This window comes from Microbispora bryophytorum, from assembly GCF_043197435.1.
GTDB classification, from domain to species: domain Bacteria; phylum Actinomycetota; class Actinomycetes; order Streptosporangiales; family Streptosporangiaceae; genus Microbispora; species Microbispora bryophytorum.
The window spans coordinates 453,851-479,169 of the sequence record NZ_JBICTF010000005.1; the positions used below are offsets into that span (position 1 = coordinate 453,851).

Here is a 25,319-nt window from a genome sequence, read left to right on the forward strand (position 1 = left end):
GACGTCATGAGCGGAAAGGCCGCCGGCGGCACGGGCGGCACGGGCGGCACGGGCGGCACGGGCGGCACGGGCGGCCGCACGCCGGAAGCGGTGCGGCCGGAGAAAGCGCGGCTGCAGGAGGCGGCGGCCGCCTGCCCGGGCACGCTGGCCGTCTGCGTGCCCGGGGTGCTCGGCCTGAACGAGGACGTGGTGCTGCCGCTGGCCAGCACCGGCAAGGTGCTGCTGCTCGCGGCGCTCGCGCAGGACGTGGCGGCGGGCGTCGTTGACCCGGACGAGCGCGTGACGCTGCGCGATGAGGACTACGCGGGCGGGTCGGGCCTGCTGACGGGCCTGTCGGCCCGCGATTGGACGGCCGGCGACCTCGCGCTGCTCACCGCCGCCGTCAGCGACAACACCGCGACCAACGCGCTGCTGCGGCGGCTCGGGCTCGGCCGGGTGGACGCGGCCGCCGCCGCGCTCGGGCTGACCAGGACCCGGATCCACGACACGATCCGCGAGCCCCGGCTCCCGGAGCATCCGCCGGCCTTCGCCTCGGGCACGGCGCGCGAGCTGGCGGGCCTGATGCGGTCGCTGGCGCACGGGCGTGAACCGTGGCAGCGGCTGCTGCTCGGCTGGATGGCGCACAACACCGACCGCGCGCTGGTGCCCGCGCTCCTCCCGCACGAGCCCGAGGACCGCGACCCGCCGGCGGCCCTGCCGTACGCCGCCGGAGTCTGGGTGGCGAACAAGACCGGCACGGACGCCGGGACGCGGGCCGACGTGGGCGTCATGGCCGGGGCGCGGTGGGAGGGCTACGCCGTGCTCGCGCACGGGCCCGCGGGCCGCGAGCACGCCCTGGTCCAGGCGATCCGCCAGGCCGGTCTCGCCATAGCGGAGACCGTCCTCCCGGCCGGGTGACGGGGGCCGTCGCGAGCGCCTCGGGTGACGCTGCCGCCGCTGTGACCCAGGCCACATGGAGTTCCTGTCAGCAATCGGGGCGCTGCTCCGCTCAATTCACCGGAAGCAGGTGAAACGACAGGAGCAACACATGAAGCACCGCATCGTCGTACTCGGCGCCGGTTATGCCGGAGCCTACGTGGCCGGGACCCTGGCCCGCCGCCTGTCCCCCGCGGACACCCAGATCACCGTCGTCAACGCCGTGCCGGACTTCGTCCAGCGAATGCGACTGCACCAGTTGGCGGCAGGCCGCCACGTCGACGCGCCGATGCTCGCCGACGTCTTCGCGGGCACGGGGATACGGCTGCGCGTGGCCCGCGTCACCGTGGTCGACCCCGAGCGCCAGGTCGTCGCCGTGGCCGATGACGGCGGCGGCGGCGAGCTCGGCTACGACACGCTTGTGTACGCGCTCGGCAGCCGCGGCGCGGGCCACGCCGTTCCCGGCGCGGCGGAGCACGCCTTCGACGTCGCCGCCAGGCCCTCGGCGCTGCGCCTGCGCGAGCGCCTCGACGGCATGCTGGGCATGGTCGGCATGGTCGGCCAGGACAGGGGCGAAGGCGGGCGGGTGGTGGTCGTCGGCGACGGGTTGACGGGCATCGAGACCGCCACCGAGATCGCGGAAGCCCGGCCCGGTCTGTCGGTGACGCTGGTCGCCCGCGGCGAGCTCGGCGCCCGGCTCTCCGCCGGGGCCCGCAGCCACCTGCGCCAGGCCTGCGACCGGCTGGGCATCACCGTCCTGGAGCACACCATCGTCGAGGCCGTCGAGGCGACGCGGGTGCTGTGCGCCGACGGCACCGCCCTGGCGTCCGACGCGACCGTGTGGGCGGCCGGGTTCGCGGTCAGCCCCATCGCCGCCGTCGCCGGGCTGGAGGTCACCGAGAGCGGTCAGATCGTCGTCGATCGCACCATGCGGTCGGTCTCGCACCCGAACGTCTACGCCATCGGCGACAGCGCCTACGCCATCGGCGACAACGGCCGGCCGCTGCCGATGTCCTGCGCTTCGGCCGCTTGTATCGGCCGGCAGGCTGTGGAGGCGATCGTGGGACGCCTGACCGGCCGCGCGATCGCGAACACCAAGCTGATCTATACGCTGAACCACATCAGCCTCGGACGGCGAGACGGGATCCTGCAGATGGTCGGCGACGAGGGACAGGCAAAACCGAAGTACCTCGGCGGCCGGAAGGTCGCGAGGGCCAAGGCGGGCATACTCGCGATGTCGCTGTGGGCCACTTCGCACCCGACCTTCGGCATGCCCGGCCGCAAGCGCCACCTGGCCGGCGGCCCGCGCACCCGCCCCACCGCGACCGTCGCGGACACGGCCGCGCAGCAGGCCACGCACGCGACGCCCTGACCCCCCACCACACACAGCACCCGCCGGCTCAGCAGGTGCCGTCGATCGGATCGCCGCCCCCGTTCACTTCTGAAACACCCGCTGGAGGGTGATCCCCGTGGACAGCACCGAGACGGAGCGCTTCGACACCGGCCCGTTCGACACCAGCCGGTTCGAGGCCGACCGGTTCGAGGCCGACCGGTTCGAGGCCGACCGGTTCGAGGCCGACCGGTTCGAGGCCGACCGGTTCGAGGCCGACCGGAACCGGCTGGCCGCACTGGCCTACCGGCTCTTGGGCTCCGCCGCCGACGCCGAGGACACCGTCCAGGATGCCTTCCTGCACTGGCAGGCCGCGGACCGGCAACGGATCAAGGTGCCGGAAGCATGGCTGACCAGAGTCGTCACCAACCTGTGCCTCGACCGGCTCCGCTCGGCGCGGGCCCGCCGCGAACGCGCCGCCGGCGTCTGGCTGCCCGAACCGCTCCTCGACGGCGACCCGATGCTCGGCCCGGCCGACTCGTTCGAGCAGCGCGAATCGGTCTCCCTCGCCGTGCTGACGCTCATGGAACGCCTGTCACCCCTCGAGCGAGCCGTCTACGTCCTGCGCGAAGCGTTCTCCCACAGCCACGCCGAGATCGCGGAGATCCTCGACATCACCGAGTCCGCGAGCCAGCAGCACCTCCACCGGGCCCGGCGCCGCATCACCGCCACCCGCCGCGGCGGCGAAGTCGACCCGGCGTCCGCCCGCAGGGTCGTCGAGGAATTCCTCGCCGCCGCCGCCTCGGGCCACACCGAACGGCTGGTGGCGCTGCTCACCGACGACGCGACCGCGGTCTCCGACGGCGCCGGCCAGGCCGAGAAGCTGCTGTGGTACGACACTCCGCAGCGCATCGCCGCCGTCGTGCGAGCCGGCTTCAAACCCACACCCGCGAAGCGGCGCGTCGCCGGCGGCACGCCCGCCATCCACTACGCGCTCGTCAACGGCGCCCCCGCCATTCTCTTCGTGATCGACGACCGGGTTGTCCTCGCCATGACGTTCGACATCACAGGCGGCAAGATCGCAAGCGTGCGCGGCATCGCCGCCCCCGCCCCTCTCGTCCGCCTCACCGAAACCTGGCGGCAGCACGATCCGGACCCGCCGCTCATCAGCCAGTGGTGACCCGTGCCGACCGCGCGGTCAGGCGCGGCGGCCGCGTTTCACAGAAGGTCGCCCGTGAACACGCGCCGCCTGGCGGCGCGGTGGAACGGCACCACCGCGATGCATATGACCAGGTCTGATGCCGATTCGCCGATACTCGTCGCCGATACTGGGGGAATGCTCAGCAGCCACCGCCTCAAGGTGCTCCTGGAGGTCTTCAGAACCGGGAGCATCGCCGGAGCCGCCAAGTCCCTGCGGCTGTCGCCCTCCGCCGTCTCCCACCAGCTCGCCCGGCTGGAGGAGGAGGCGGGGGTCGGGCTGGTGGAGCGGGCCGCGCACAGCCTGCGGCTGACGGCCGCAGGCCACCGCCTGGCCGGGCGGGCCCAGGAGGTGCTCGACCTCATCGAATCGGCCGAGAAGGACCTGCTCGCCCAGGCGCGGGCGGACGCCGGGCAGCTGCGCATCGGGTTCTTCGCCTCGGCCGGCTACCGGCTGCTGCCGATGGCGTTGTCGTCCTTCACCGCGCGTCACCCGGGCGTCGAGCTCGATCTGGTGCTCGGGCAGCCGCACGAGCTGCTTCCCGACGTGGAACGCGGCGAGCTGGACGTGCTGGTCGTGTTCGAGCACGCGCTGGACCCCTGGAAGGCGCCGAAGGGTGTCGAGGTCGTCCACCTGTTCGACGAACCGCAGCTCCTGGTCATGCCGCTCGGTCATCCCGCGGGACACCGGTCCCGCGTACGGCTGACCGACCTGGCCGACGAGCCGTGGATCACCACGTTCGGCACCGAGACCCCGGTGTCGGTGCTGGAGCGGGCCGGCGCCCTGGAAGGGATGACGCCCACCATCCGCTGCCGCAGCGACCACTACGAGGTGACGCTCGGCCTGGTCCGGGCCGGGCTCGGCGTGGCCCTCGTGCCGAGCCTCGGCGTGCAGGGCGCGGCGGGCATCCAGGTGTGCCAGGTGGAGGGACCCAAGCTCTACCGCCGGGTGGGCGCCGCCCTGCGCCCGACCAATCCCAATCCCGCGCTGCGCGCGTTCGCCGACTACCTCAGGGACGCCTCGGCCCGCCTCAGCGTCACCCTCCGATAGGTGGAGCGGCCGCGGAGGTTCCATCGGCCGCCCGGACGTCCGGAAACGGCGCCCGGCCCGCCGGGAGGCGGGCCGGGCGTTCGCTCGTCACCAGTTGCCGAGCCTGCGCGTGCTTCCCTCGCCCCGCTCGTGCCGGCGGTACACCTGCGCCATCGCGAGCGCGGCGGCTCCCAGCGCCAGGGTCACGATGCCGATCGCGACGTTGTTCCAAATGGTCGTCGCCGTGGCCTCACGTCCCCCGCGCAGCACAAACGGCGAGACGATCGCCCACACGCCGAGCAGCGGGAGAAGCCACCCCATGCCGTAGGTGCGCCCGTAGGCGGACGCGAGGCCCAGCGCGAGGGCGCTGATCACGAGGCCGATGATCAGGTTGTTGACGGTCATGCCCCGGAATCCGAAGAACCCGATGATCCACGGCGAGAGGGCCAGATACAGGCCGGCCAGGAAGGCCAGCCCCTCCAACACCTGGGCGGGGGCCGTCGAGCCCGCCCGATCGTAGGTCTGGCGCAGTTCGCTGACGTCGGGATGACGTTCGAGGCCGGTGGGTCCAACCATGTCTGATTCCGCCTTTCCTGCCGCGTGCGTTTGCGCGGACAGCCATACCCCCTTGAATCCCCGCATTCTCGATTCTGATTAAAATTACCGTACTTATTCGACATTGTCGGTTAAATACGTTTCGGACCTATCCAAGCCGACATGCGGCGGGCAGAGCCGGGGAGGGTACCGATAAGCCCGGAAGGGACGGCCCGCGACGAGACCGGAAACGGGGCGCTGGGGTCATGATCGCTGTTGTCCTGGCGGTGCTCGCCGCGGCGGCCAACGCCGTCGCGTCGGTGCTGCAGCGCCAGGCCGCCCGCGGCGCTCCGGCCGACGAGGCGTTCCGGCTCGGCCTGATCTGGGACCTCCTGCGGCGGCCCGCCTGGCTGGGCGGCATCGCCGCGCTCATCGCGGGCTTCCTGCTGCAGGCGGGCGCCCTGACCTCGGGAGGGCTCGCGCTCGTCCAGCCCCTGCTCGTCGCGGAGCTGCCGATCACGATGCTCGTGGCGGGCTGGATGTTCCGGGTTCGCGTCACCCCGCAGACATGGCTCGCCGTCGGCTCGCTGACGGCAGGCCTGGCCGCGTTCCTCGTGGCGGCCTCACCCACCCCCGGTCGCCGGCTTCCCGGCGTGCTGACCTGGGTGGTCTCCGCGGGCGTGACCGCCGGGCTCCTCGCCTGCTGTGTGGCCGTCGCCATCGCCAGCGGCGGGCACGCCCGCGCGGTGCTGCTCGGGGTCGCCGCGGGCCTCGGCTTCGCCTACACCGCCGTCCTCATGAAGCGCACGGTGGAGGAGCTGCCGGGGGGCGTGCGGACGCTCGCCGGCTCCTGGTCGCTGTGGGCCATGGTGGCCGCCGGTCTGTGCAGCCTGTTCCTGCTGCAGAACGCCCTGCACAGCGGTCCGCTCGTCGCCGTGCAGCCCGCGCTGACCGTGACCGACCCCGTGGCGAGCACGGCGTACGGCGTGGCGATGTTCGGCGAGGACATCCGCACCGGCCCGTGGGTGGTGCCCGAGCTGACGGGCATGGCCCTCATCCTGTACGGCAGCGTGCTGCTGTCGAGGTACGCGCCGCTCACGGAGCAGGCTCCCATGGCCGGGGTACGGCATCGCCGGGGAGCAGGAGGCCGGGGAGGAGAAGGGACTCGGCCGGCGCCGAGGTGAACAGCGCGGCCGCCCGCGCGGTGAGCGCGCCCCGCCCGGGCAGACCGGGTTCGAGCCGGTCGAGCGCCCGCAGCAGGTCCGCGCGGCGCCGCGCGTGCACGCTCACCCCGGCGCGGGCCATCGCGAGCACACCGTCCCTGCCGTGCCCCGCGATGGGCCGGTAGGTGACGACCGGCACTCCCGCCGCGAACGCCTCCCTGCAGGTCAGCCCGCCCGCGTTGTCCACCAGCGCGTACGCGGAGGCGAGCAGGTCCGCCAGGTCGTCCCGCCAGCCGACGGCGGCCCCCGCGCCGGCGCGGCCGAGCAGGCGCCCGAGGCGGCGGCGCAGCCGCTCGTTGCGCCCGCACAGCACGACGGGCGCGTACCGGCCCGAGCGGGCCAGGAGCCGGGCGGTCGCCGCCACCCGGCCGACCCCCCAGGACCCGGCGCACACGAGCACGATCCGGTCGCCGTCCCGCAGGCCGATGCGGGCCCGGACCTCCGCCACCGCGGCGCCCGGAGCCGCGAACCGGGGGCGGACGATGGGGGCGCAGCGGAAGGCCGGGCGACCGGCGGCGGCCGTCACGGCGAGGGCCGTGGCCGTGTCCGGGCACAGGTAGCGGTCGTTGCCGGGGTGCAGCCAGAGGCGGTGCACGGCGAAGTCGGTCAGCACGACCACGCTCGGCACGGCCAGCCGCCCCCGCGCCCGCAGGTGGCCGGCGGCCTGCGCGGCCACGTGGAAGACCGGCACCACCACGGAGGGCCGGAAGCGGCGCACCACCCGGGCCAGCCCGGCCGCGGCCACGACCGTCAGAGGCGAGGTGGCGGGGGCGCGGGGGGAGACGAAGAAGACGCGGTAGACCAGCGCGTACAGCCACGGCGCCCGCAGCATGACCCCGCGATACCACCACCGCAGGAGCGCGCCCAGCCGCAGCGGCAGCAGGGCGAGCACGTCCACGACCTCCGTACGCGCGCCGGAGGCGCCCAGGCGGCGGGCCAGCTCCTCGGCCACGGCGTCGTGGCCCGCTCCCATCGAGGCGCTGACGATCAATGCCCTGTCCCTCATGACCCTCCTTTCCGGGTGGGGGGAGGCGTGACGGACACTGGAATGCGATGAGACCTCACGCGCTCGTCGTCGCCGGGCCGGCCCTGCTGGCCGCCCTGCTGCACGCCGGGCCGGGGGCCACCTGGCTGCCTCCGGTCCGCCGTCTGCTGCCGTCCCTCGCCGGCGAGGGCGACCCCGGGCACGTGGCGCTGACCTTCGACGACGGGCCCGACCCCCGGTCGACCCCGCTGTTCCTCGACGAGCTGGACCGGCTCGGCTGCCGGGCGACCTTCTTCCTCCTCGGCGAGATGCTCGACCGCCACCCCGAGGCCGGGCGGAGCATCGCGCGGGCCGGGCACGAGGTCGCCGTGCACGGCTGGCGGCACCACAACGCCCTGGTCACCCCGCCGGGCAGGGTCGCGGCGGAGATGGGCAGGGCCGCGCGCCTCGTCACCGCCGTCACCGGCGCACGCCCCTCGTGGTATCGCCCGCCGTACGGCGTGCTCAGCGCCGAGGCGCTGCTCGCGGCCCGGTGGCACGGCCTGCGGCCGGTGCTGTGGACGGCCTGGGGCGAGGACTGGACGGAACGGGCCACGCCCGGCTCGGTGCTGCGCACCCTGGAGCCCGGCCTGCGCGGCGGGGCGACGCTGCTGCTGCACGACTGCGACCACACCTCCGCCCCGGATTCCTGGCGCTCGGCACTGGGCGCGCTCGCCGGCGTGGTCAGCCGCTGCCGCGCCGCCGGGCTCCGTGTCGGACCGCTCGGCGCCCACGGCGTGGGTGTACCCGGCGGCGTGCGGCCCCACCGGCGCCCGGTCCCGGCAAGCTTTTACCTGCGGCCGGAAGCATAAACACCCGGAAAAAAGGCCACCCGCTCTCGGCGTTATTCTCGACCACACTTTTGCCGTTTTTTCCTGATATCGCCCGGCCGCGTGCGCCGCTTTTCCCGCGGGTTTGCCCATGCAAAGGCGCCTGCCGGGCGGTCGGGTTTTGTGGTGAATTGCGATGGAGATTCTTCAGACATGTCCGCAGCGGACGTACGCGACGCCGCGCGCCGGGAAAACTTCCCGGTGGCCTCCCGCCTGCTTCCGCGCGCGTACCGCCGCGACCTGATGGCCGTGTACTGCTTCGCCCGCTACGTGGACGACGTCGGCGACGAGGCGGACCCGGCCGAGCGCCCCGCCCTGCTCGACGCGGTGGAGGCCGATCTCGGCCGCCTGTACGCCGGGGGAAGCCCGCGGCTGCCCGCCGTGGGCGCGCTGGCGCCGCTGGTCGCCGGGCGGGGCGTGCCGCGGACGCCCTTCCTCCACCTCGTGGAGGCCAACCGGCGCGACCAGGTGGTGCGGCGCTACGACACCTTCGGGCAGTTGCTGGCCTACTGCGAGCTGTCCGCCAATCCGGTCGGCCGGATCGTCCTGCACGTCTTCGGCGTGGCCACCCCGGAGCGGGCGCGGCTGTCGGACCGCATCTGCTCGGCGCTGCAGGTGATCGAGCACTGTCAGGACGTGGGTGAGGACCACGCCCGCGGCCGCGTCTACCTCCCCGGCGAGGACCTGCGCAGGTTCGGCTGCCGCGCGTCCGACCTGGACGCCCCGCGCACGTGCCCGCGGCTGCGCCGGGCCGTCGCGCTGCAGGCCCGCCGCGCCGCCACCCTGCTGGACGAGGGAATGCCGCTGCTGGAGACGCTGAGCGGGTTCGCCCGCACCGCGGTCGCCGGGTACGTCGCGGGCGGCCGCGCGGCGCTCGCGGCGCTGGAGCGAGGCCGGCACGACGTCCTCGGCGGGGCGGTCCGCGCGCGCCGCCGCGCGGTGCTGAGCGAGTGGGTACGCGTGCTGAAGGAGGTGAACGGTGACGGTTCCCGGCGCGATTCCTGATCCCGTTCCCGATCACCCGCCCGGCCCCGCGCTGCACCCCGTCACGCCCGCGTCCGTACCGGTGCCGGTTCGGGTGCCGGTTCGGGTGGCCGTGCCGGTTCCGGTGGCCTACCGGTACTGCGAGCGCGTCGTCCGCACCCAGGCCCGCAACTTCGCCTACGGCATCCGCCTGCTCGCCCCGCCCAAGCGCCGCGCGCTCAGCGCGCTCTACGCCTTCGCCCGGCGGATCGACGACATCGGCGACGCGGCCGGACCGGTGGACGCGCGGCTGTCGGCCCTTGAGGAGGCGCGGACGGGGCTGCGCGCTCCGCGGCCGGACCCCGCCGACCCCGTCCTGGTGGCCCTGCGCGACACCGCCGTGCGCTTCCCCGTCCCGCTGGAGGCGTTCGAGGAGCTCATCGACGGATGCGCCGACGACGTCGCGGGCGCGCGCTACCAGTCCTACGAGGATCTGGTCGGCTACTGCCGGGATGTCGCCGGATCCATCGGGCGGCTGTCCCTCGGCGTGTTCGGCCTCGCCGACGGGGCGGCACGCGGGGACGGGGCGCTGCGGCGGGCCGCGCGGCTCGCGGACGCCCTCGGCGTGGCGCTCCAGCTCACCAACGTGCTCAGGGACCTGCGCGAGGACCGATGCGCGGGCCGCGTGTATCTGCCCGCCGACGACCTGCGCAGGTTCGGCTGCACGCTCGATCTGGACGCGTCGGGGGCGTTCGCCGACCCGCCCGAGCGGCTGGCGCGGCTCATCCGGTACGAGGCCGGGCGGGCGCTCGGCTGGTACGCCGAGGGGATGAGCCTGATCCCGCTGCTCGACCGGCGCAGCGCGGCCTGCACCGCGGCGATGGCGGGCATCTACCGGCGCCTGCTCGCCCGCATCGCCGCCGACCCCGGCCGGGCGCTGGCCGGGCGCGTGTCGCTCACGCCGTGGGCGAAGGCGATGGAGGCGGCGCGGGCGATCAAGGGAGCGGCCCGATGAACGGCCAGCTGAACGGCCAGCTGAACGGCCCGGAGAACGGCACGCGGAGCGCCGGGGAGGGCGCGGCCGTTCCGCCCGTGGCCGTGGTGGGCGGCGGCCTCGCCGGCATCACCGCGGCCCTCGCGCTCGCGGAGGCCGGATGGCCGGTGACCCTGTACGAGGCGAGGCCCCGGCTCGGCGGCGCCACCCACTCCTTCACCCGGGGCGGCCTGACGGCCGACAACGGGCAGCACGTCTTCCTGCGCTGCTGCACCGCCTACCGCGGGCTGCTGGACCGGCTCGGCGGCACCGGGCGGGTGCGCCTGCAGGAGCGCTTCGACGTACGCGTGCTCACCCCGCACGGCGGACGGGGACGGCTGCGCCGGGCCGCGCTGCCCGGGCCGCTCCACCTGCTGCCCGCGCTCGCGGGCTACCGCCTGCTGTCCCCCGCCGACCGGCTGCGCGCGGCGCGCGGCGCGTTCGCGCTGCGCGGGCTCGACCCGGCGGAGCCCGCCCTCGACCGGGCCGCGCTCGGCGGCTGGCTGGCCGAAAACGGCCAGCGGGAGACCGTGCGGCGGGCGCTGTGGGATCTGTTCGCGGTGGCCGCGCTCAACATCCCGGCCGACGAGGCGGCGCTGGGCCCGGCGGCGATGGTCTTCAGGACGGCCCTGCTCGGCCGCGCCGACGCCGCCGACATCGGCGTGCCGTCCGTCCCCCTGGGCGACCTGCACGGCGGCGCCGCGCTGTCCGCGATCGCCCGGCTGGGCGGCGAGGTGCGGCTGGCGGCGAAGGTCGAGCGGGTGCTGCCGTGCCTGCCGGGCCTGAGCGGACCTTCGATCCTCGTGGGCGGCGCGCGCGTCGGCGCGTCGGCCGTCGTCGTCGCCACCCCGCACGGCCAGGCCGCGCGGCTCGTGCCGCCGGAGGCCGCGCCGGACCGGGACGCCTGGGCGGGCCTCGGAGCGAGCCCGATCGTCAACGTGCACGTCGTCTACGACCGGCCCGTCACCCGGCTGCCGTTCGCCGCCGTCGTCGGCTCGCCCGTGCAGTGGATCTTCGACAGGACCGCCTCCGGCGGGCTGACCCGGGGCCAGTACCTCACCGTCTCGGTGTCGGCGGCGCGGCACTGGATCGACGTGCCCACGGCCGTGATGCGGGAGGTGTTCCTGCCCGAGCTGGAGCGGCTGCTCCCGGCCGCGCGGGCGGCGCGGGTCGTGGACCTGTTCATCACCAGGGAGCGGCGGGCGACCTTCCGGCAGGTCCCGGGCAGCGGGGGTTTGCGCCCCGGCGCGGCCACCCGGTGGCCCGGACTGTTCCTCGCCGGCGCGTGGACCGACACGGGCTGGCCCGACACGATGGAGGGAGCCGTGCGCAGCGGACTCCACGCGGCCCGCCTCGCCAGGCGGCATCTCGAACGGGAGCTGGCGCGATGACCGGCGTCACCACCGGCGTCACCGCCGGAGTCGAGACGGGTGTCACCACCGGGGTCGCCACGGGGGTCGCCACCGGCGCCGCCCGCGCCGCGACCGCCCTGAAGGCGGCCCGCGACCACCTGCTCGGCCTGCAGGCGCCCGAGGGCTGGTGGAAGGGCGAGCTCCAGACCAACGTGACCATGGACGCCGAGGACCTCCTGCTGCGCGAGTTCCTGGGCGTGCGGACCGACGAGGAGACCGCCGAGGCCGCCCGGTGGATCAGGTCGCAGCAGCGTGAGGACGGCAGCTGGGCCAACTTCCACGACGGGCCCGCCGATCTGTCCACCACGGTCGAGGCGTACGTCGCGCTGCGGCTCGCGGGCGACCCGCCCTCGGCTCCGCACATGCGCGCCGCGGCGGCGTGCGTGCGCGGGGCCGGTGGCGTCGAGTCGGCCCGGGTCTTCACCCGGATCTGGCTCGCCCTGTTCGGGCAGTGGCGGTGGGAGGATCTGCCGGTCATCCCCCCGGAGATCATGTTCCTGCCGCCGTGGTGCCCGCTGAACGTGTACGACTGGGCCTGCTGGGCGCGGCAGACCATCGTCCCGCTCACGATCGTGACCGCGCACCGGCCGGTCCGGCCGCTGCCGTTCGGCCTGCCCGAGCTGCGCACCGGAAGGCCCGTGCGGCGGGCGCCGCGCACCGGCTGGGACGCGGCGTTCGCGGCCCTCGACCGCGCCCTGCACCGGTATGAACGGCGCCCGGTCGCGGGGCTTCGCCGCGCCGCCCTGAGGCGGGCCGTCGAGTGGGTCATGGCCCGGCAGGAGGCCGACGGCTCGTGGGGCGGCATCCAGCCTCCCTGGGTCTACTCGCTGATCGCGTTGCACCTGAGTGGGTACGGCATCGATCACCCCGTCATCCGCGCCGGCCTCGCGGGGCTGGACAGGTTCACCATCAGGGAGGACGGCACGCGCAGGCTGGAGGCGTGTCAGTCGCCGGTCTGGGACACCGCGCTCGCGATGACCGCCCTCCTGGACGCCGGCCTGCCCCGCGACCATGCCGCGCTCACCCGGGCGGGCGAGTGGCTGCTGCGCGAGGAGATCCGGGGGCCGGGCGACTGGACGGTGCGGCGTCCCGGTCTCGCGCCGGGCGGATGGGCGTTCGAGTTCGACAACGACGGCTACCCCGATGTCGACGACACGGCCGAGGTGATCCTCGCGTTGCGCCGGTTGCGCCGGCCCGATGCCCGGCCTGCGCTGGAGCGGGGGCTGCGGTGGATGGCCGGGATGGTCTCCCGCGACGGCGGCTTCGCCGCCTTCGACGCCGACAACACCCGCGAGCTGTGCCTGCGGCTGCCGTTCTGCGACTTCGGCGCGGTCGTCGACCCGCCGTCGGCCGACGTGACCGCGCACGTGGTCGAGGCGCTCGCGGTCGAGGGCATGGCCCGCTCCCCCGTCGTACGGCGGGCCGTGGTGTGGCTGCTGCGGGCGCAGGAGGCCGACGGCTCGTGGTTCGGCCGCTGGGGGGCCAACCACGTGTACGGCACCGGCGCGGTGCTGCCCGCCCTCGTGGCGGCCGGGGTGCGGCCGGGAGCCCCCTGCGTGCGGCGGGCCGTCGCCTGGCTGCGGGCGCACCAGCATCCCAGCGGCGGCTGGGGCGAGGACATGCGCTCCTACCGCGACCCCGCCTGGATCGGGCGGGGCGAGCCGACCGCGTCCCAGACGGCCTGGGCCCTCATCGGCCTGCTCGCGGCCGGGGAGCGAGGGCCGTCCGTGGACAGGGGCGTGGCCTGGCTGGCCGACACCCAGCGCCCCGACGGCACCTGGGACGAGCCGCACTACACCGGGACGGGCTTCCCCGGCGACTTCTCCATCAACTACCACCTCTACCGCCTCGTCTTCCCGGTCAGCGCGCTCGGCCGCTACCTGCGCCTGCACGAGACGGCCGGACCGGAGGCCACACCATGACCGATCTGGGCGACGCCATGACCGATCTGATCGTGTGCACCGCGCTGGGGATGGAGGCCCGGGCCGTCGCTCGCGGCCTGCGGCCGGAGCTCGGGGGCGACCATCCGCGGGTCCGGGTCGTGCGGGTCGGGATGGGCCCCGACCGGGCGGCGCGCGCCGCGGCCCTGCTCCCGCCCGCCGCCGCCCTCGCCGTCACCGGCTTCGGCGGCGCCGTCCACGACGGGCTGCGCCCCGGGGACGTGCTCGTCGCCACCGAGGTCCGCTCCGGCGACCGGGTCTGGCCGTGCCCGTCGGCCCCGCTGCTCGCCGGAGAGCTCCTCCGCGCCGGGCTGCCGGCCCGCACCGGCCCGCTCGTCACCTCCCCGCACGTCGTCACCGGCCGCGGGCGGCACGCGCTGGCCCGCGAGGGCGCCTGCGCCGTCGACATGGAAAGCGCCCCGCTGGCCGAGGCGGCGGGGGCCCGGCCGTTCGCGGCCGTGCGGGTCATCGTGGACACTCCCGACGCGCCCCTGCTGAACCTCGCCACGATGGGCGGCGCGGTCGCCGCACGGCGCACGCTCGCCCGGATCGGCCCGGTGCTGGCGCGCTGGGCGGCGGCGGCCGGGCCGCGGCGGGTCCTGCTGGCCTCGCCCCGCTCGTTCTGCGCCGGGGTCGAGCGGGCCATCGAGATCGTGGAGCGCGCGCTGGACCGGTTCGGCGCGCCGGTGTACGTGCGCAAGCAGATCGTGCACAACATCCACGTCGTACGCGACCTGGAGCGGCGCGGCGCGGTGTTCGTCGACGACCTCGCCGAGGTGCCGGAGGGCGCGGTCACCGTCTTCTCCGCGCACGGGGTCGCGCCCGCCGTGCGGGAGGAGGCGGGGCGGCGCGGGCTGCGCGTCGTCGACGCGACGTGCCCGCTTGTCGCGAAGGTCCACGCGGAGGCCCGCAGGTTCGCCGCGCGCGGCGACCTCGTCGTGCTGATCGGCCACGCCGGGCACGAGGAGGTCGAGGGCGTGCTCGGGGAGGTGCCCGGCGCGGGCGTGCTGGTCGAGGACGAGGCCGGGGTGGCGGAGGCGGCGCAGAACGTGCCGTGGGGGCGCGGTGTCGCCTACCTGACCCAGACCACGCTGGCGGCCGACGAGGCCGGGCGGGTCGCGGCGGCGATACGGCGGCGCTTCCCGGACGCCGAGGGCCCGCGCGGCGACGACATCTGCTACGCGACGACCAACCGGCAGCACGCGGTGCGGGCCGTCGCCGCGCAGGCCGACCTGGTGCTGGTCGTCGGCTCGGCCAACTCCTCCAACGCCCTGCGCCTCACCGAGGTCGCCGCGCGACAGGCGCCGCTCGCCCGCCTGATCGACGATCCGGGCGACATCGCGCTCGACTGGCTGCGGGGTGCGCGGACGGTCGGGCTGACCGCCGGGGCGTCCACCCCCGGCGCGATGGTGGACGCCGTCGTGGCCGCCCTCGGCGGGCTCGGCCCGCTGGAGGTGGAGGAACGGCGGGTGACCGAGGAGAACGTCGAGTTCACATTGCCGAAGGAGGTGCGGCCCTGATGCCGATGCCCGTACGCCAGAGTCTGCGTGTCGGTGCGTACATCCTGGCCCAGCGGCTGCGCCGGCGGGAGAAGTTCCCACTGCTGGTGGAGCTTGAGCCGTTGTTCGCGTGCAACCTGAAGTGCGCGGGCTGCGGGAAGATCCAGCACCCGGCCGGCGTGCTGAAGCAGCGCATGCCGGTCGAGCAGGCGGTGGCCGCCGTCGAGGAGTGCGGCGCCCCGATGGTGTCGATCGCCGGCGGGGAACCGCTCATGCACCCCCAGATCGGGGAGATGGTCGAGGAACTGGTGGCCCGCAGGAAATACGTCTTCCTGTGCACCAACGCGCTGCTGATCCCGCGCAAGATCGAACGGTTCACGCCCTCGCCGTACTTCGCCTGGGCCGTGCACATCGACGGCCTGCGCGAGCGGCACGACGCGTCGGTGTGCAAGGAGGGGGTGTTCGACGAGGCGGTCGCGGCGGTGCGCGAGTGCCGGCGGCGCGGCTTCCGGGTCACCACCAACACCACGTTCTTCGCCGGGGACAGCCCGCGCACCGTGATCGAGGTGCTCGACTTCCTCAACGACGACCTGGGCGTCGACCAGATGATGATCTCGCCCGGGTACGCGTACGAGAAGGCGCCAGACCAGGACTGCTTCCTGGGGGTGCGGCAGACGCGGGAGATGTTTCGCGCCGCGTTCGCGGACGGCAACCGCAAGCGCTGGCGGTTCAACCACTCGCCGCTGTTCCTCGACTTCCTGGAGGGGAAGGCCGACTTCCCCTGCACGGCCTGGGCGATCCCGTCCTACTCGGTGTTCGGCTGGCAGCGGCCCTGCTACCTGATGGCCGACGGGTACGCGCAGAGCTATCGGGAGCTGGTCGAGGAGACCGACTGGAGCTCCTACGGCCGGGGGCGGGACCCGCGCTGCGCCAACTGCATGGCGCACTGCGGCTACGAGCCGACGGCGGTCTTCGCCACCCTCGGCTCGCTGCGCGAGTCCCTGCGCGCGCTGCGCGGCGCCTGAGCCTCAGGGGCTGAATCTCAGGGGCTGAAGAATCTCAGGGGCTGAAGAATCTCAGGGCCGGCCGAAGCGGCGGGCGAGGGCGCGGAACGCGCCGGGCGCGGCCCCGTGCAGGCGGGCGGGCAGCCGCAGCCAGGCAGGCACGTACACCTCGGCGCGGTCGCGCTCAACGGCGGCCGCGATGGCCCGGGCCACCCGCTCCGGCGGGACGGGCGCCGGCCTGCGGCGCGTGTACGGCCTGCCGCGCCGGGCGAAGAACGCCGTGTCGACCACCCCGGGCACCACGGACGTCACGCCCACGCCGTTCCCGTTCCCGTCGACCCCGTTCCCATCAACCGCGGGCAGTTCGTACCGCAGGCTCTCGGCGAAGGCCAGCAGGCCCGCCTTGGTCGCGGCGTACACCGCCTCCTCCCGCACGCCCACCGCGCCGGCGATCGAGGCGACGTAGACGAGGTGACCCCGGCCGCGCTCCAGCATCCCGGGCAGCAGCAGCCGGGTGAGCCGCACGTGCGCCGTCAGGTTGACCTCGATCATGCGTTCGGCCGTGCCGCCGGGCATCCGGTCGAGCGGCCCGCTCCAGCCCTCGCCCGCGCAGGCCACCAGCACGTCCACCGGTCCCGCGCGTACGGCGAGGTCGGCCGAGGGGTCGGCCGAGGGGTCGGACAGGTCGGCGGGCACGACCTGCCCGCCGGTCCTGGCGGCGACGCCGGCGAGCGCCTCCTGGTCGCGCCCGGACAGCACCAGCCGCGCGCCGCGCGCCGACAGCTCCAGCGCCGTGGCCGCGCCGATGCCCGACGACGCCCCCGTGACGAGCACCCGCGCCCCCGCCAGCCGCATGCGCCCCACCCCCTCGCCCCGGGTCGTACCCCCTGGCTTCCCGCCACGTGGTTTCCCGCGAAGTGGTTTCCGCGAACCGGTGGACCACCGACGGTATGACTGGGTAGCCTGCCAAGTATGACCAAGAAGATTACGATCTCTTTGCCGGACGAACTCGCCGACGAGGCGCAGGCGTCCGGCAACGCCTCGGCCTACATCGCCGCGGCGCTGCGGGAGCGGCGGCGCATCCAGGGCGACCTGGCCATCATGGCCGATTTATGGGGGCCGGGCTGGCAGGACGGGATCACCGATGACGACAGCGCCCGCGCGGCTCGCCTGATGACCGGCGGCGACGCCACGGCGGACGCCGCGTGAGCGACCCCGTCCCACCGGCCGGCGCCCTGTCCGGCCACGTGCTGGACCTCGACGCCGTGGTCCACCTGATCGAGGGCAAGAGCATGTACGGCAGGGCCGTCGTGCGGCAGTCCTCGGCGCACGGCGTCACCCTCCTCGTCCCCGCGCTCGCCGTCCAGGTGCTGTCGCTGGGCCCCATCCAGCCCCGGCTCGAACGCTTCCTGCGCATGTCGATGGTGGTCACCGGCGCGCTCTCCCCCGACGACGCCGTCGAAGGCGGGCCGTACGCGCAGGCGATCATGACGAGCCTGCGGCGCCACCGGCCGTCCGCCGCCGACGCGCTCCTGCCCGACGTCCTGGTGGCCGCCCACGCGGCCGTCCACGCCACCCGCCGCAGCTGGCGGATCATCACCGCCACCCCCTACCTGTACGAGGGCCTCGGCGTCCGCCTGGAGATCCTCCCCTAGACGAGCCCTCGCTCCATAACTACGACGGCGACCACGACGGCCCGGCCCTGCCGCCGGCAGGAGGTACGCGCCGGGCGTGCCGGGGTACCAGCAGGGCATGGCCGCCCTTCCGGCGTACACGCCGATGATGGCCCGGCTCGGGCCGCTGCCCGAGCCCGAGGGCGGCTACGCGTACGAGATGAAGTGGGACGGCGTCCGCGCGCTCGGCTACGTCGAGGACGGCACACTGCGACTGGTCTCCCGCAACGCCAAGGACATCACTGCCGCCTATCCGGAACTCGCCGGCCTGGCCGGAGCCACGGGCGGGCACGCGGTGGTGCTCGACGGGGAGATCGTCGCCTTCGACCAGCAGGGCAGGCCGTCGTTCGAGGCGCTGCAGCCGCGCATGCACCAGCGCAACCCGCTGAAGATCAGGCAGCTCCTGGTCACCACGCCCGTGACCTACCTGCTGTTCGACGTGCTGCACGTCGATGCCGCGACCGCGATCACGATGACCTACACCGAGCGGCGGCGGCGCCTGGAGGACCTCGTCCACGCCGGCCGCCACTGGGCCGTCCCGCCCTGCTACGCCGACGGCGGCGAGCACGCGCTGGCCGACTCCCGGCGACTGGGGCTGGAGGGCGTCGTGGCCAAGCGGCTCGCCTCGCCCTACCACCCCGGCCGCCGCTCCCCCGACTGGGTGAAGGTCAAGAACGTCCGTACACAGGAGGTCGTCGTCGGCGGGTGGCGGGCCGGGGAGGGCCGCCGGGCCGGCACGGTCGGCTCGCTGCTCGTGGGCGTCCACGACGACAGCGGCCGCCTGCGGTACGCCGGCAGCGTCGGCACCGGCTTCACCGACGAGGCGCTGCGGCGGCTGGGCGAGCGCCTGGCGCCGCTGCGCCGGGACACGCCCCCCTTCGGCGACATCCCCCGGGAGGAGGCCAGGGGCGGCCGGTGGGTGGACCCGGTCCTGGTCGGCGAGGTGCAGTTCGCCGAGTGGACGGGCGAGGGGCGGCTGCGCCACCCCTCCTGGCGGGGCCTGCGCGACGACAAGGAGCCCGGCGATGTCGTCCGCGGGGAAGGATGAACGCCGCAGTCGCGGCACTCCGCCGGGCTGCCGGTCGGCCAGGCGGGCGGTCCCGCCCGAAGCCGCGGGGATTCACTCGGCCGTAGGGTTGGGCGGCATGGCGCTGCGACTTGCTCAGGTGAATTTCAAGGCTCGGGATGACGCGGCCCTCGGCCGGTTCTGGGCGGAGGCGCTGGGCTGGGGTGTTTTCAGCGAGGGACCCTGTGTGACAGGCGTTGGGCCCCTGGGTTTCGTCTGGCCGGACCCCGCCGCCGTCTGCGTCTGTGTCGTCACCGTCCCGGAGCCCGAAACGGTGAAGTACCGCGTGCACCTCGATCTCGCCACCACCTCCGCGGCCCATCAGGCGGAGCTGGTCGCGCGCCTGAAGGAGCTCGGTGCGACGCCCGCCGACGTGGGCCAGGGCGACGTGCCGTGGACGGTCCTGGCCGACCCGGAGGGCAACGTGTTCTGCGTGCTGGAGCCTCGGGAGATCTACCGGGACACCGGGCCGATCGCCACGGTGGTGGTCGACTGCGCGGACCCGCGGGCCATGGCCCGGTTCTGGGGCCAGGCGACGGACTGGACCCTGCACGAGGTGACCGACGACCACGCGCGGCTGCGCTCGGCCACGGGTGTCGGGCCGTACCTGGAGTTCCTGCGCACCACGCCCAGCGTGAAGACCGTGTGGAACCGGGTCCATCTCGACCTGCTGCCCTACCCCGGTGACGACCAAGCGGCGGAGGTGGCCCGCCTGCGGGCCCTCGGCGCGACGCCCGCCGACGTCGGCCAGGGCGATGTGTCGTGGATCGTCCTCGCCGACCCGGAGGGCAACGAGTTCTGCGTCCTCGCTCCAGCCTGACGCGGAGCCTTCCCGGCCAGCACCGTGGACACCGGTGAGGGCGACCGGCCGGGCCTCGGCGACACCGTCGAAGTTCCGGCCGGAAAACCGTTTGAGCCCTCCGCCCGTAGTCCCGTAGGGTGCCGGCAGCCCGTCGCCGTGAGGACAGAGGACAAGACCGCGTGACCCCGCCTGCTCTTCAGATCTGACACGTTCTTCCGCCCACCTGTAGCCGACGCTCCCGTCGGTTCTGCCGGGCTGCCCTTGTGCGCCCGGTCATACGGCGTCTGAGGCCGCGCGCAATCGGCCTCGTGTCAGGTCTTGAGAGATCATGTCTTCACATCCTCATATCGTGCTGCCCTGGGTCGTCCGCCGGACCAGGCTGCCTCTGCTGTCGTCGCGGTGCGTGGACTGCGGGTCGCGGTCGGCCACCACCGGCGAGGGCAGGTTCCGCGTCAACGCCAACGGCAAGCTGCTGGACGTGTGGCTGCTGGTCCGCTGCGTGTCCTGCGATCGGACGAGCAAGCTCACCGTGCACGAGCGGGCGCCGGTCAGATCCTTCGATCCGGCCGAGCTCCACGGCTACCGCGTCAACGATCCGGAACTGGTGGCGGCCACGCTGCTGGATCCGCTGCTCGCCCGGCGGGGCCGCTTCACCCTGGACTGGACGGGGGCCTGGCGGCTGGACACCCCGTCCGCACGGCTCGACGACGCGTGGCCGGTCCGGGTGGAGGTCGTCTTCGACGATCCGGTGCCGGTGCGCCCGGAACGGCTCATCGCGCACGGGCTCGGCCTCAGCAGGAACGAGGTACTGCGCCGGATCAAGTGCGACATTCCGCTGCGCCGTTCGACGAGCACCGGCTTCACCTTCACCGTGATGGCCGGAGACTAGCCGGGCGGGCCGGGCGGGCCCACCCGGCCCGCCCGGCCTCAGCCGGCGCCTCGACGCCACCGGTCAGGCGTCCTCGTCACGCCTCCACACGGCGGCGAGGACGACGGCGCCGACGACCGCGACGAGCAGGTTGGCGTAGATCTCATAGCCGGTCAGGAAGTCCAGGCGCGGGATGACCTGGCGGTTGAAGACGTTGAGTATCGCGCCCCAGAACGGCTGCACGGCCAGGTGGTCGATGGTCCCGCTGATGCCCGCGGCGACCAGGAACGCCCCGGCGAGCCGGATGACTTCACGCATGGCGCCGACGCTAGGGACCGGCGCACCCTGCGGGGATCGGGCGTCGGCATGCTCCCGTCCGGCGAAGGTCTCCGGCCGGGAGGCGGGCCGTCCGACCGAAGTCGGACGGCGCCCGACTTCGGTATGGTCTTCGCCGCTCGGCCGTGGGCGCGCCGCCTGGGAGGTCGTACGCTGCGGAGGTAATGGACCCCTCCGCCACCCCCCGGCACCGGCGAAGCCGGCGCGACTGGCTCGTGGACTCGGTGATGTTCGTCCTCGCCGTGGCCTTCACGCTTCTCACATCGGCGGACCGCCTCGACACCGCGCCGCTGCCGCCGGCGTGGCTGTTCCCCTTCGACCAGTTCGCAGGCGCGCTCGCCTGCGCCGCGTTGTGGCTGCGCCGCCGGTGGCCGGTCGGGCTCGCGGTGACGCTCGTCGCGCTGTCGGCCGTCTTCGAGATGATCGCGGGCCCGATGCTGGCCGCGCTCTTCTCCGTCGGGGTCCACCGCCGCCCGCGTACCTCGGGGACGGTGTTCGCGCTCAGCGTGCTCGCCGCGGCCGTCTTCACATATCTGCGCCCCGACCCGGACCTACCGCCGCTCGCGATGCTGATGCTGGGCCTGGCCCTCCAGGGCGCGGCGGTCGGCTGGGGGCTGTTCGTCCACCACCGGCGGCGGCTGGTGCTGGCCCAGTGCGACCGCGCGGCCCGGATGGAGACCGAGGCGAGGCTGCGGGCCGAGCAGGTGCAACACCAGGTGCGCGAGGCGATCGCCCGTGAGATCCACGACGTGCTCGGCCACCGGCTGTCGCTGCTGAGCGTGCACGCGGGGGCGCTGGAGTTCAATCCCGGCGCCGACCCCGCCGACGTCGCCCGCGCGGCACGGGTGATCAGGGAGAGCGCCCACCAGGCCCTGCAGGATCTGCGCGAGGTGATCGGCGTGCTGCGCGCCCCGACCGGCGAACCCTCCGCGCCCACGCGGCCCGGCCTGCCCACCCTCGCCGAACTGCGAAAACTCGTCGCGGAGTCGGGGCAGGCGGGCATGCCGGTCGAGCTGTGCGACGACCTCGGCGCGCGCGAGACGGTCCCGGACCGGACGGGCCACACGGCCTACCGCGTCGTGCAGGAGGCCCTGACCAACGCCCGCAAGTACGCGCCGGGCGCCGGTGTCCGCCTGCGGCTGGCGGGCGCGCCCGGCGAGGGCCTGACGGTCGAGGTGGTCAACGACGTCCCCGCCGCTGTCGCATCGGACGCCGCCGGTGGGGGTCACGGCCTCGCCGGCCTGGCCGAGCGCGTCACGCTGGCAGGGGGACGGCTGGAGCACGGGCCCGTGCGTCGCGACGGCGACGGGGGCCCGGGTGGCTGGCGCGTGCGGGCCTGGCTACCGTGGCCTGCATGATCACGCCAGAAGCCGCGCCGATCGGCGTGCTCATCGCCGACGACGATCCCCTGGTCCGGGCCGGGCTCGTGATGATGCTCGGCGGCGCCCCGGACATCCGCGTCCTCGCCCAGGCCGGTGACGGCGCCGAGGTGCTGCCGCTGGCCGGCCGGCATCACCCCGACGTGGTGCTGATGGACATCCGGATGCCGGTGATGGACGGCCTGGCCGCCACCGAGGCGCTGCGCGCCCGCGACCGCGCGCCCGAGGTGATCGTGCTGACCACCTTCGACGCCGACGAGCACGTGCTGCGCGCCCTGCGCGCGGGGGCCGCCGGGTTCCTGCTGAAGGACACCCCGCCGGGCGAGATCGTGGAGGCCGTCCGCCGGGTGGCCGCCGGCCATCCGGTCCTGTCCCCGGCGGTCACCCGGCGGCTCATCGCCCGGGTCGCCGAGGACGGACAGGACCGGCGCCGGGCCCGCGCCCGGGAGCGTCTGGCACTGCTCAACGACCGGGAACGGGAGGTCGCGGTGGCGGTCGGCCAGGGCAGGCCGAACGCCCAGATCGGCGCCCTGCTGCACCTCAGCGTCCCCACCGTCAAGACGCACGTGTCGAGCATCCTCGCCAAGCTCGGCCTCAACAACCGCGTCCAGATCGCTCTGCTCGTCCACGACGCCGGGCTGCTCGACGACCCGCACGACGACCCGCTCGACGACCCGCACGGCACCGGCGGCTGACGCGGCCGTCGTGGCGGCGCCGCTATGTCCCGGCCTGCCCGGCGGACCACAGGACGGTGACCTCTTCACCCAGCTCGGCCCGGACCCGCTGAAGGGTGCGCGGGCTGGGGTCGACCAGGCAACGCCGTGCCGCGGCCCGCAGCAGCGGCAGGTCGACGGCGCTGTCGGTGTAGGCGTGGGCCACCGGTATCGTGACGCCGATCTCCCGCAGCCGCTCCGGTTTGGCCGCGCCGTGGCAGCCGCGTACCGCCTTGAATGCGTGGCGGCCACGACGCAGCTGCGCGGCGATCACCTCCACCCCGTCCAGGCCCAGACTCCGGCAGACGGCGGTGGCGAGCGGGTCGGCGCAGGCGGTGGCGACGACGACCCGATCACCGGCGTCCAGATGCGCCTGGAGCCGGTCCAGCGCCACGCTGATCCGGCGGGGCCCGGCGGTGTGCGCGACGGCGAACTCCTCCACCAGGTCGAGGAAACGCTCCGGCGGCACCCCGGCCGTGGCCAGCCATATGAACCCCTGCGTCGCCCGCCGCCTGGTGGGCGGCAGGAGGAACAGCGGCACCAGCACCACCGCCGTGGTCAGGGCCACCGTCGCCCGTAACGGGCGCCGCAGCAGCAGCATGCGCAGGAAACGCGAGAAGGAGTCGCCGCGTACGAGGGTGTCGTCGAGATCGAAGACGACGACGGGCCGTTCAGGGCGCGAAGCGGCGGGGCCGGTCATCGGCGCTCCCGGTTCTCCGGCAGGCCGAGCAGGCCGAGCAGGACCTCCAGGACCTCATCGGAGGACCGCGCCCCGGTGGCGCCGGGCAGCGCGTTCCAGATCCACAATTGCGCCAGCCCGTGGAGGGCCGCCCACAGCGCGCCGGTGACCTGCCGGTTGTCGGCCGCCGGGTTCCACCCCTCCGCCTGGCAGGCGCCCACCAGCGCAGCCAGGGTGTCGAACACCTCCAGGCTCGCCCCGGCCAGCTTCGGCTCCTGCGGATCGACGAGGTCGTGCCGGAACATCAGGGCGAACATGCCTGGCTGTTCGAGCGCGAACCCCACGTACTCGCTCGCGGCCGCCCGCAGTCGCTCGAAGGCGCCGGCATGCGCGGGAAGTGCGCCGAGGACCCGTTCGCCCCGTGACGCCAGGTCGCCGAACCCCAGGGCGGCCACCGCCGACAACAGGGCCGCCCGCCCGGAGAAGTGCCGGAGCGGCGCGCTGTGCGACACCCCCGCCTCCCGCGCGATGGCACGCAGGGTGACGGTCCCGGGGTCGCCCTCGGCGACCATCCCCCTCGCCACCGCGATCAGGTGATCGCGGAGGCCGATCTCCACGTCCATGTGGACAGTGTCTACACCACCGGTGTAGACACTGTCCACAAAGACCGCCTCGCGCTAGGCGACGCGGTACGGCTCGGCCACTCCGGCGCGCAGCGACAGGCCGTGGCCCGGCGCGTCCGGCGGGCGTACGGCGCCTCCCGTGGGATCGGCCGCGCCGTCGAACAGGTCGCCCTCGATGCGCACGTGGTCGTGGAACCACTCGATGTGGCGCAGGTTCGGCGTCGCGGCGGCGACCGGCGCGTGCAGGTTGGGCGCGCAGTGCGCCGACACCTCCAGCCCGTGCCCGGCGGCGATCGCCGCCGCGCCGGACCAGCCCGTGTAGCCGCCGCAGCGGGTCGCGTCGATCTGCAGGCAGTCGACCGCGCCCGCCGCGCACATGCGGGTGAAGTAGACGAGGTCGCCGCCGTACTCCCCGGCCGCGACGTCGGCGTCGGCCCGCTCGCGCACCAGGCGCAGCCCGGCCAGGTCGTCGGAGGACACCGGCTCCTCGAACCACCGCACGTCGTGGTCGCGCATGCGGCGTTCGATCCGCACGGCCTGCTTCGCGCCGTAGCCGCCGTTGGCGTCCACGTACAGCTCCGCGGCGTCCCCGACGACGCGGCGGGCGAGCGCCACGCGGTGCAGGTCGCGGGCGGGCGCGGCGCCCGCGGACTCCCCGATCTTGATCTTGACGCGGGGGATGCCCTGCTCGTGCGCCCAGTGCGCGAGCTGCGCCGTCGTGACGTCGTCGTCGTAGGTGGTGAACCCGCCCGAGCCGTACACGGGCACGGACCTCCTGGCCAGGCCGAACAGGCGGGCGAGCGGCACCCCGAGCAGCCGGGCCTTGAGGTCCCAGAGCGCGACGTCGACCGCGGAGATCGCATACCCGGCGACGCCCGTGCGGCCCGCGTTGCGCACCCGGCGGACCATCGCGGTCCACAGGCCCGGCACGTCCATGGGGTCGCCCCCGCGCACCACCGGCGCGAGCAGATCCGTGACGACCGCCGCGGCGGCGGCCGGCGCGTAGGTCCAGCCGAGCCCGGCCGCCTCGCCGGCGTCCGCGCGGACCACCACCATCGTGGTCGCGTCCCAGCTCAGCGTGCCGTCGGCCTCCGGGCGATCGGTCGGCACGCGGTAGGCCGACACGTGGAGGTCCCTGATCACGAGGTCCCTGATCACGGGCGTCCCCCTACCCGGGCGCGCCCCCCGGACTCTGGATCGGAGGAAAGATTTTCCATGCGGTGAGTGTTCGGCTTCCCATTCCGGG

Annotated in this window: 26 protein-coding genes; 19 read left to right on the forward strand and 7 right to left on the reverse strand. The window is 74.6% G+C overall.

Annotation, left to right across the window (positions count from 1 at the left end):
• Nucleotides 1-6 precede the first annotated feature (6 nt).
• The 4 genes from ACGFIB_RS19575 (at nucleotide 7) to ACGFIB_RS19590 (ending at nucleotide 4,493) form a co-directional block, all read left to right on the forward strand.
• Entirely contained in the window at nucleotides 7-897 is an 891-nt protein-coding gene (locus tag ACGFIB_RS19575) for a serine hydrolase (protein ID WP_393373655.1), read from the forward strand.
• A 130-nt stretch (nucleotides 898-1,027) separates the two neighbouring features.
• Nucleotides 1,028-2,287 carry an NAD(P)/FAD-dependent oxidoreductase gene (locus ACGFIB_RS19580; protein WP_393373657.1) on the forward strand — a complete coding sequence of 420 codons (1,260 nt, stop codon included), beginning with the start codon at nucleotides 1,028-1,030 and terminating at the stop codon, nucleotides 2,285-2,287.
• Nucleotides 2,288-2,384: 97 nt separating this feature from the next.
• Nucleotides 2,385-3,425 (forward strand): sigma-70 family RNA polymerase sigma factor, encoded by a 1,041-nt coding sequence (locus tag ACGFIB_RS19585; RefSeq protein ID WP_393373660.1) that lies wholly within the window; start codon nucleotides 2,385-2,387, stop codon nucleotides 3,423-3,425.
• Between the two features lie 156 nt (nucleotides 3,426-3,581).
• Nucleotides 3,582-4,493 carry a LysR family transcriptional regulator gene (locus tag ACGFIB_RS19590; RefSeq protein ID WP_142570901.1) on the forward strand — a complete coding sequence of 304 codons (912 nt, stop codon included), beginning with the start codon at nucleotides 3,582-3,584 and terminating at the stop codon, nucleotides 4,491-4,493.
• A gap of 87 nt (nucleotides 4,494-4,580) precedes the next feature.
• Here the strand turns inward: ACGFIB_RS19590 and ACGFIB_RS19595 are convergent, their stop codons facing one another.
• Nucleotides 4,581-5,048 (reverse strand): SPW repeat protein, encoded by a 468-nt coding sequence (locus ACGFIB_RS19595; protein ID WP_357243262.1) that lies wholly within the window; start codon nucleotides 5,046-5,048, stop codon nucleotides 4,581-4,583.
• Nucleotides 5,049-5,272: 224 nt separating this feature from the next.
• On the opposite strand from ACGFIB_RS19595, the gene ACGFIB_RS19600 reads away from it, so the two are divergent.
• Nucleotides 5,273-6,190 carry a DMT family transporter gene (locus ACGFIB_RS19600; RefSeq protein ID WP_357243264.1) on the forward strand — a complete coding sequence of 306 codons (918 nt, stop codon included), beginning with the start codon at nucleotides 5,273-5,275 and terminating at the stop codon, nucleotides 6,188-6,190.
• Here ACGFIB_RS19600 and ACGFIB_RS19605 read toward each other — a convergent pair.
• Nucleotides 6,102-7,235, reverse strand: a complete 1,134-nt coding sequence (locus ACGFIB_RS19605) for an MGDG synthase family glycosyltransferase (RefSeq protein ID WP_357243267.1) — start codon at nucleotides 7,233-7,235, stop codon at nucleotides 6,102-6,104. The genes ACGFIB_RS19600 and ACGFIB_RS19605 overlap by 89 nt on opposite strands.
• A gap of 47 nt (nucleotides 7,236-7,282) precedes the next feature.
• Here ACGFIB_RS19605 and ACGFIB_RS19610 point away from each other — a divergent pair, with 47 nt between their 5' ends.
• The 7 genes from ACGFIB_RS19610 (at nucleotide 7,283) to hpnH (ending at nucleotide 15,955) form a co-directional block, all read left to right on the forward strand.
• Complete coding sequence (locus ACGFIB_RS19610; protein ID WP_393373664.1) at nucleotides 7,283-8,065, forward strand: polysaccharide deacetylase family protein; 783 nt, start codon at nucleotides 7,283-7,285, stop codon at nucleotides 8,063-8,065.
• A gap of 171 nt (nucleotides 8,066-8,236) precedes the next feature.
• Nucleotides 8,237-9,088 (forward strand): squalene synthase HpnC, encoded by an 852-nt coding sequence (hpnC, locus tag ACGFIB_RS19615; protein WP_357243272.1) that lies wholly within the window; start codon nucleotides 8,237-8,239, stop codon nucleotides 9,086-9,088.
• A complete protein-coding gene (locus ACGFIB_RS19620; protein ID WP_393373667.1) occupies nucleotides 9,063-10,061 on the forward strand; it encodes a phytoene/squalene synthase family protein in 999 nt (332 codons plus the stop codon). The genes hpnC and ACGFIB_RS19620 overlap by 26 nt, the downstream gene beginning before the upstream one ends.
• A complete protein-coding gene (gene hpnE / locus ACGFIB_RS19625) occupies nucleotides 10,058-11,470 on the forward strand; it encodes a hydroxysqualene dehydroxylase HpnE (RefSeq protein ID WP_393373670.1) in 1,413 nt (470 codons plus the stop codon). The genes ACGFIB_RS19620 and hpnE overlap by 4 nt, the downstream gene beginning before the upstream one ends.
• The gene (shc, locus tag ACGFIB_RS19630; protein ID WP_393373672.1) at nucleotides 11,467-13,413 is read left to right on the forward strand and encodes a squalene--hopene cyclase; all 1,947 of its coding nucleotides are present in this window, start codon (nucleotides 11,467-11,469) and stop codon (nucleotides 13,411-13,413) included. The genes hpnE and shc overlap by 4 nt, the downstream gene beginning before the upstream one ends.
• The gene (gene ispH, locus ACGFIB_RS19635) at nucleotides 13,410-14,951 is read left to right on the forward strand and encodes a 4-hydroxy-3-methylbut-2-enyl diphosphate reductase (RefSeq protein WP_393373674.1); all 1,542 of its coding nucleotides are present in this window, start codon (nucleotides 13,410-13,412) and stop codon (nucleotides 14,949-14,951) included. The genes shc and ispH overlap by 4 nt, the downstream gene beginning before the upstream one ends.
• The gene (gene hpnH, locus ACGFIB_RS19640) at nucleotides 14,951-15,955 is read left to right on the forward strand and encodes an adenosyl-hopene transferase HpnH (RefSeq protein WP_357243287.1); all 1,005 of its coding nucleotides are present in this window, start codon (nucleotides 14,951-14,953) and stop codon (nucleotides 15,953-15,955) included. The genes ispH and hpnH overlap by 1 nt, the downstream gene beginning before the upstream one ends.
• A 51-nt stretch (nucleotides 15,956-16,006) precedes the next feature.
• Here the strand turns inward: hpnH and ACGFIB_RS19645 are convergent, their stop codons facing one another.
• Nucleotides 16,007-16,789, reverse strand: a complete 783-nt coding sequence (locus tag ACGFIB_RS19645; protein ID WP_393373678.1) for an SDR family NAD(P)-dependent oxidoreductase — start codon at nucleotides 16,787-16,789, stop codon at nucleotides 16,007-16,009.
• A gap of 117 nt (nucleotides 16,790-16,906) precedes the next feature.
• On the opposite strand from ACGFIB_RS19645, the gene ACGFIB_RS19650 reads away from it, so the two are divergent.
• The 5 genes from ACGFIB_RS19650 to ACGFIB_RS19670 all read left to right on the forward strand — a co-directional run bounded on the left by ACGFIB_RS19650 (nucleotide 16,907) and on the right by ACGFIB_RS19670 (nucleotide 20,364).
• Nucleotides 16,907-17,143, forward strand: coding sequence for a ribbon-helix-helix domain-containing protein (locus tag ACGFIB_RS19650; RefSeq protein ID WP_142570881.1), 237 nt, complete (start codon nucleotides 16,907-16,909; stop codon nucleotides 17,141-17,143).
• Nucleotides 17,140-17,589: a hypothetical protein gene (locus ACGFIB_RS19655; RefSeq protein WP_142570880.1), complete on the forward strand. Its 450-nt coding sequence runs from the start codon at nucleotides 17,140-17,142 to the stop codon at nucleotides 17,587-17,589. The genes ACGFIB_RS19650 and ACGFIB_RS19655 overlap by 4 nt, the downstream gene beginning before the upstream one ends.
• A gap of 97 nt (nucleotides 17,590-17,686) precedes the next feature.
• Nucleotides 17,687-18,655, forward strand: a complete 969-nt coding sequence (ligD, locus tag ACGFIB_RS19660; protein WP_393373681.1) for a non-homologous end-joining DNA ligase — start codon at nucleotides 17,687-17,689, stop codon at nucleotides 18,653-18,655.
• 97 nt (nucleotides 18,656-18,752) lie between these two features.
• On the forward strand, nucleotides 18,753-19,493 hold the full coding sequence (locus ACGFIB_RS19665; protein WP_357260163.1) for a VOC family protein: 741 nt from the start codon (nucleotides 18,753-18,755) through the stop codon (nucleotides 19,491-19,493).
• A gap of 331 nt (nucleotides 19,494-19,824) precedes the next feature.
• Entirely contained in the window at nucleotides 19,825-20,364 is a 540-nt protein-coding gene (locus ACGFIB_RS19670) for a DUF1062 domain-containing protein (protein ID WP_357260161.1), read from the forward strand.
• A gap of 63 nt (nucleotides 20,365-20,427) precedes the next feature.
• Here the strand turns inward: ACGFIB_RS19670 and ACGFIB_RS19675 are convergent, their stop codons facing one another.
• Nucleotides 20,428-20,661: a hypothetical protein gene (locus tag ACGFIB_RS19675; RefSeq protein WP_357243305.1), complete on the reverse strand. Its 234-nt coding sequence runs from the start codon at nucleotides 20,659-20,661 to the stop codon at nucleotides 20,428-20,430.
• Between the two features lie 182 nt (nucleotides 20,662-20,843).
• Here ACGFIB_RS19675 and ACGFIB_RS19680 point away from each other — a divergent pair, with 182 nt between their 5' ends.
• A complete protein-coding gene (locus ACGFIB_RS19680) occupies nucleotides 20,844-22,037 on the forward strand; it encodes a sensor histidine kinase (protein ID WP_393373686.1) in 1,194 nt (397 codons plus the stop codon).
• On the forward strand, nucleotides 22,034-22,753 hold the full coding sequence (locus ACGFIB_RS19685; RefSeq protein WP_393373689.1) for a response regulator: 720 nt from the start codon (nucleotides 22,034-22,036) through the stop codon (nucleotides 22,751-22,753). The genes ACGFIB_RS19680 and ACGFIB_RS19685 overlap by 4 nt, the downstream gene beginning before the upstream one ends.
• Before the next feature lie 22 nt (nucleotides 22,754-22,775).
• On the opposite strand, the gene ACGFIB_RS19690 is transcribed toward ACGFIB_RS19685, so the two are convergent.
• The 3 genes from ACGFIB_RS19690 to ACGFIB_RS19700 are packed head-to-tail and all read right to left on the reverse strand — an operon-like array spanning nucleotide 22,776 to nucleotide 25,231.
• On the reverse strand, nucleotides 22,776-23,471 hold the full coding sequence (locus tag ACGFIB_RS19690; protein WP_357260155.1) for a haloacid dehalogenase-like hydrolase: 696 nt from the start codon (nucleotides 23,469-23,471) through the stop codon (nucleotides 22,776-22,778).
• Entirely contained in the window at nucleotides 23,468-24,073 is a 606-nt protein-coding gene (locus ACGFIB_RS19695) for a TetR/AcrR family transcriptional regulator (protein ID WP_393373692.1), read from the reverse strand. Before ACGFIB_RS19695 ends, ACGFIB_RS19690 begins: the two co-directional genes overlap by 4 nt.
• Before the next feature lie 54 nt (nucleotides 24,074-24,127).
• Nucleotides 24,128-25,231, reverse strand: a complete 1,104-nt coding sequence (locus tag ACGFIB_RS19700; protein ID WP_393373695.1) for an enolase C-terminal domain-like protein — start codon at nucleotides 25,229-25,231, stop codon at nucleotides 24,128-24,130.
• Nucleotides 25,232-25,319 lie beyond the last annotated feature (88 nt).

Excerpts from the sequence above, each read along its gene's own strand:
- ispH (WP_393373674.1), top strand. The coding sequence starts at position 13,410 with ATGACCGATCTGGGCGACGCCATGACCGATCTGATCGTGTGCACCGCG.
- ACGFIB_RS19590 (WP_142570901.1), top strand. The coding sequence starts at position 3,582 with ATGCTCAGCAGCCACCGCCTCAAGGTGCTCCTGGAGGTCTTCAGAACC.
- ACGFIB_RS19645 (WP_393373678.1), bottom strand. The coding sequence starts at position 16,789 with ATGCGGCTGGCGGGGGCGCGGGTGCTCGTCACGGGGGCGTCGTCGGGC.
- ACGFIB_RS19650 (WP_142570881.1), top strand. The coding sequence starts at position 16,907 with ATGACCAAGAAGATTACGATCTCTTTGCCGGACGAACTCGCCGACGAG.
- ACGFIB_RS19600 (WP_357243264.1), top strand. The coding sequence starts at position 5,273 with ATGATCGCTGTTGTCCTGGCGGTGCTCGCCGCGGCGGCCAACGCCGTC.
- ACGFIB_RS19665 (WP_357260163.1), top strand. The coding sequence starts at position 18,753 with ATGGCGCTGCGACTTGCTCAGGTGAATTTCAAGGCTCGGGATGACGCG.
- shc (WP_393373672.1), top strand. The coding sequence starts at position 11,467 with ATGACCGGCGTCACCACCGGCGTCACCGCCGGAGTCGAGACGGGTGTC.
- ACGFIB_RS19695 (WP_393373692.1), bottom strand. The coding sequence starts at position 24,073 with ATGGACGTGGAGATCGGCCTCCGCGATCACCTGATCGCGGTGGCGAGG.
- ACGFIB_RS19690 (WP_357260155.1), bottom strand. The coding sequence starts at position 23,471 with ATGACCGGCCCCGCCGCTTCGCGCCCTGAACGGCCCGTCGTCGTCTTC.
- ACGFIB_RS19580 (WP_393373657.1), top strand. The coding sequence starts at position 1,028 with ATGAAGCACCGCATCGTCGTACTCGGCGCCGGTTATGCCGGAGCCTAC.
- ACGFIB_RS19610 (WP_393373664.1), top strand. The coding sequence starts at position 7,283 with ATGAGACCTCACGCGCTCGTCGTCGCCGGGCCGGCCCTGCTGGCCGCC.
- ACGFIB_RS19685 (WP_393373689.1), top strand. The coding sequence starts at position 22,034 with ATGATCACGCCAGAAGCCGCGCCGATCGGCGTGCTCATCGCCGACGAC.
- ACGFIB_RS19675 (WP_357243305.1), bottom strand. The coding sequence starts at position 20,661 with ATGCGTGAAGTCATCCGGCTCGCCGGGGCGTTCCTGGTCGCCGCGGGC.
- ACGFIB_RS19595 (WP_357243262.1), bottom strand. The coding sequence starts at position 5,048 with ATGGTTGGACCCACCGGCCTCGAACGTCATCCCGACGTCAGCGAACTG.
- hpnH (WP_357243287.1), top strand. The coding sequence starts at position 14,951 with ATGCCGATGCCCGTACGCCAGAGTCTGCGTGTCGGTGCGTACATCCTG.
- ACGFIB_RS19680 (WP_393373686.1), top strand. The coding sequence starts at position 20,844 with ATGGACCCCTCCGCCACCCCCCGGCACCGGCGAAGCCGGCGCGACTGG.
- ACGFIB_RS19605 (WP_357243267.1), bottom strand. The coding sequence starts at position 7,235 with ATGAGGGACAGGGCATTGATCGTCAGCGCCTCGATGGGAGCGGGCCAC.
- ligD (WP_393373681.1), top strand. The coding sequence starts at position 17,687 with ATGGCCGCCCTTCCGGCGTACACGCCGATGATGGCCCGGCTCGGGCCG.
- hpnE (WP_393373670.1), top strand. The coding sequence starts at position 10,058 with ATGAACGGCCAGCTGAACGGCCAGCTGAACGGCCCGGAGAACGGCACG.
- hpnC (WP_357243272.1), top strand. The coding sequence starts at position 8,237 with ATGTCCGCAGCGGACGTACGCGACGCCGCGCGCCGGGAAAACTTCCCG.
- ACGFIB_RS19575 (WP_393373655.1), top strand. The coding sequence starts at position 7 with ATGAGCGGAAAGGCCGCCGGCGGCACGGGCGGCACGGGCGGCACGGGC.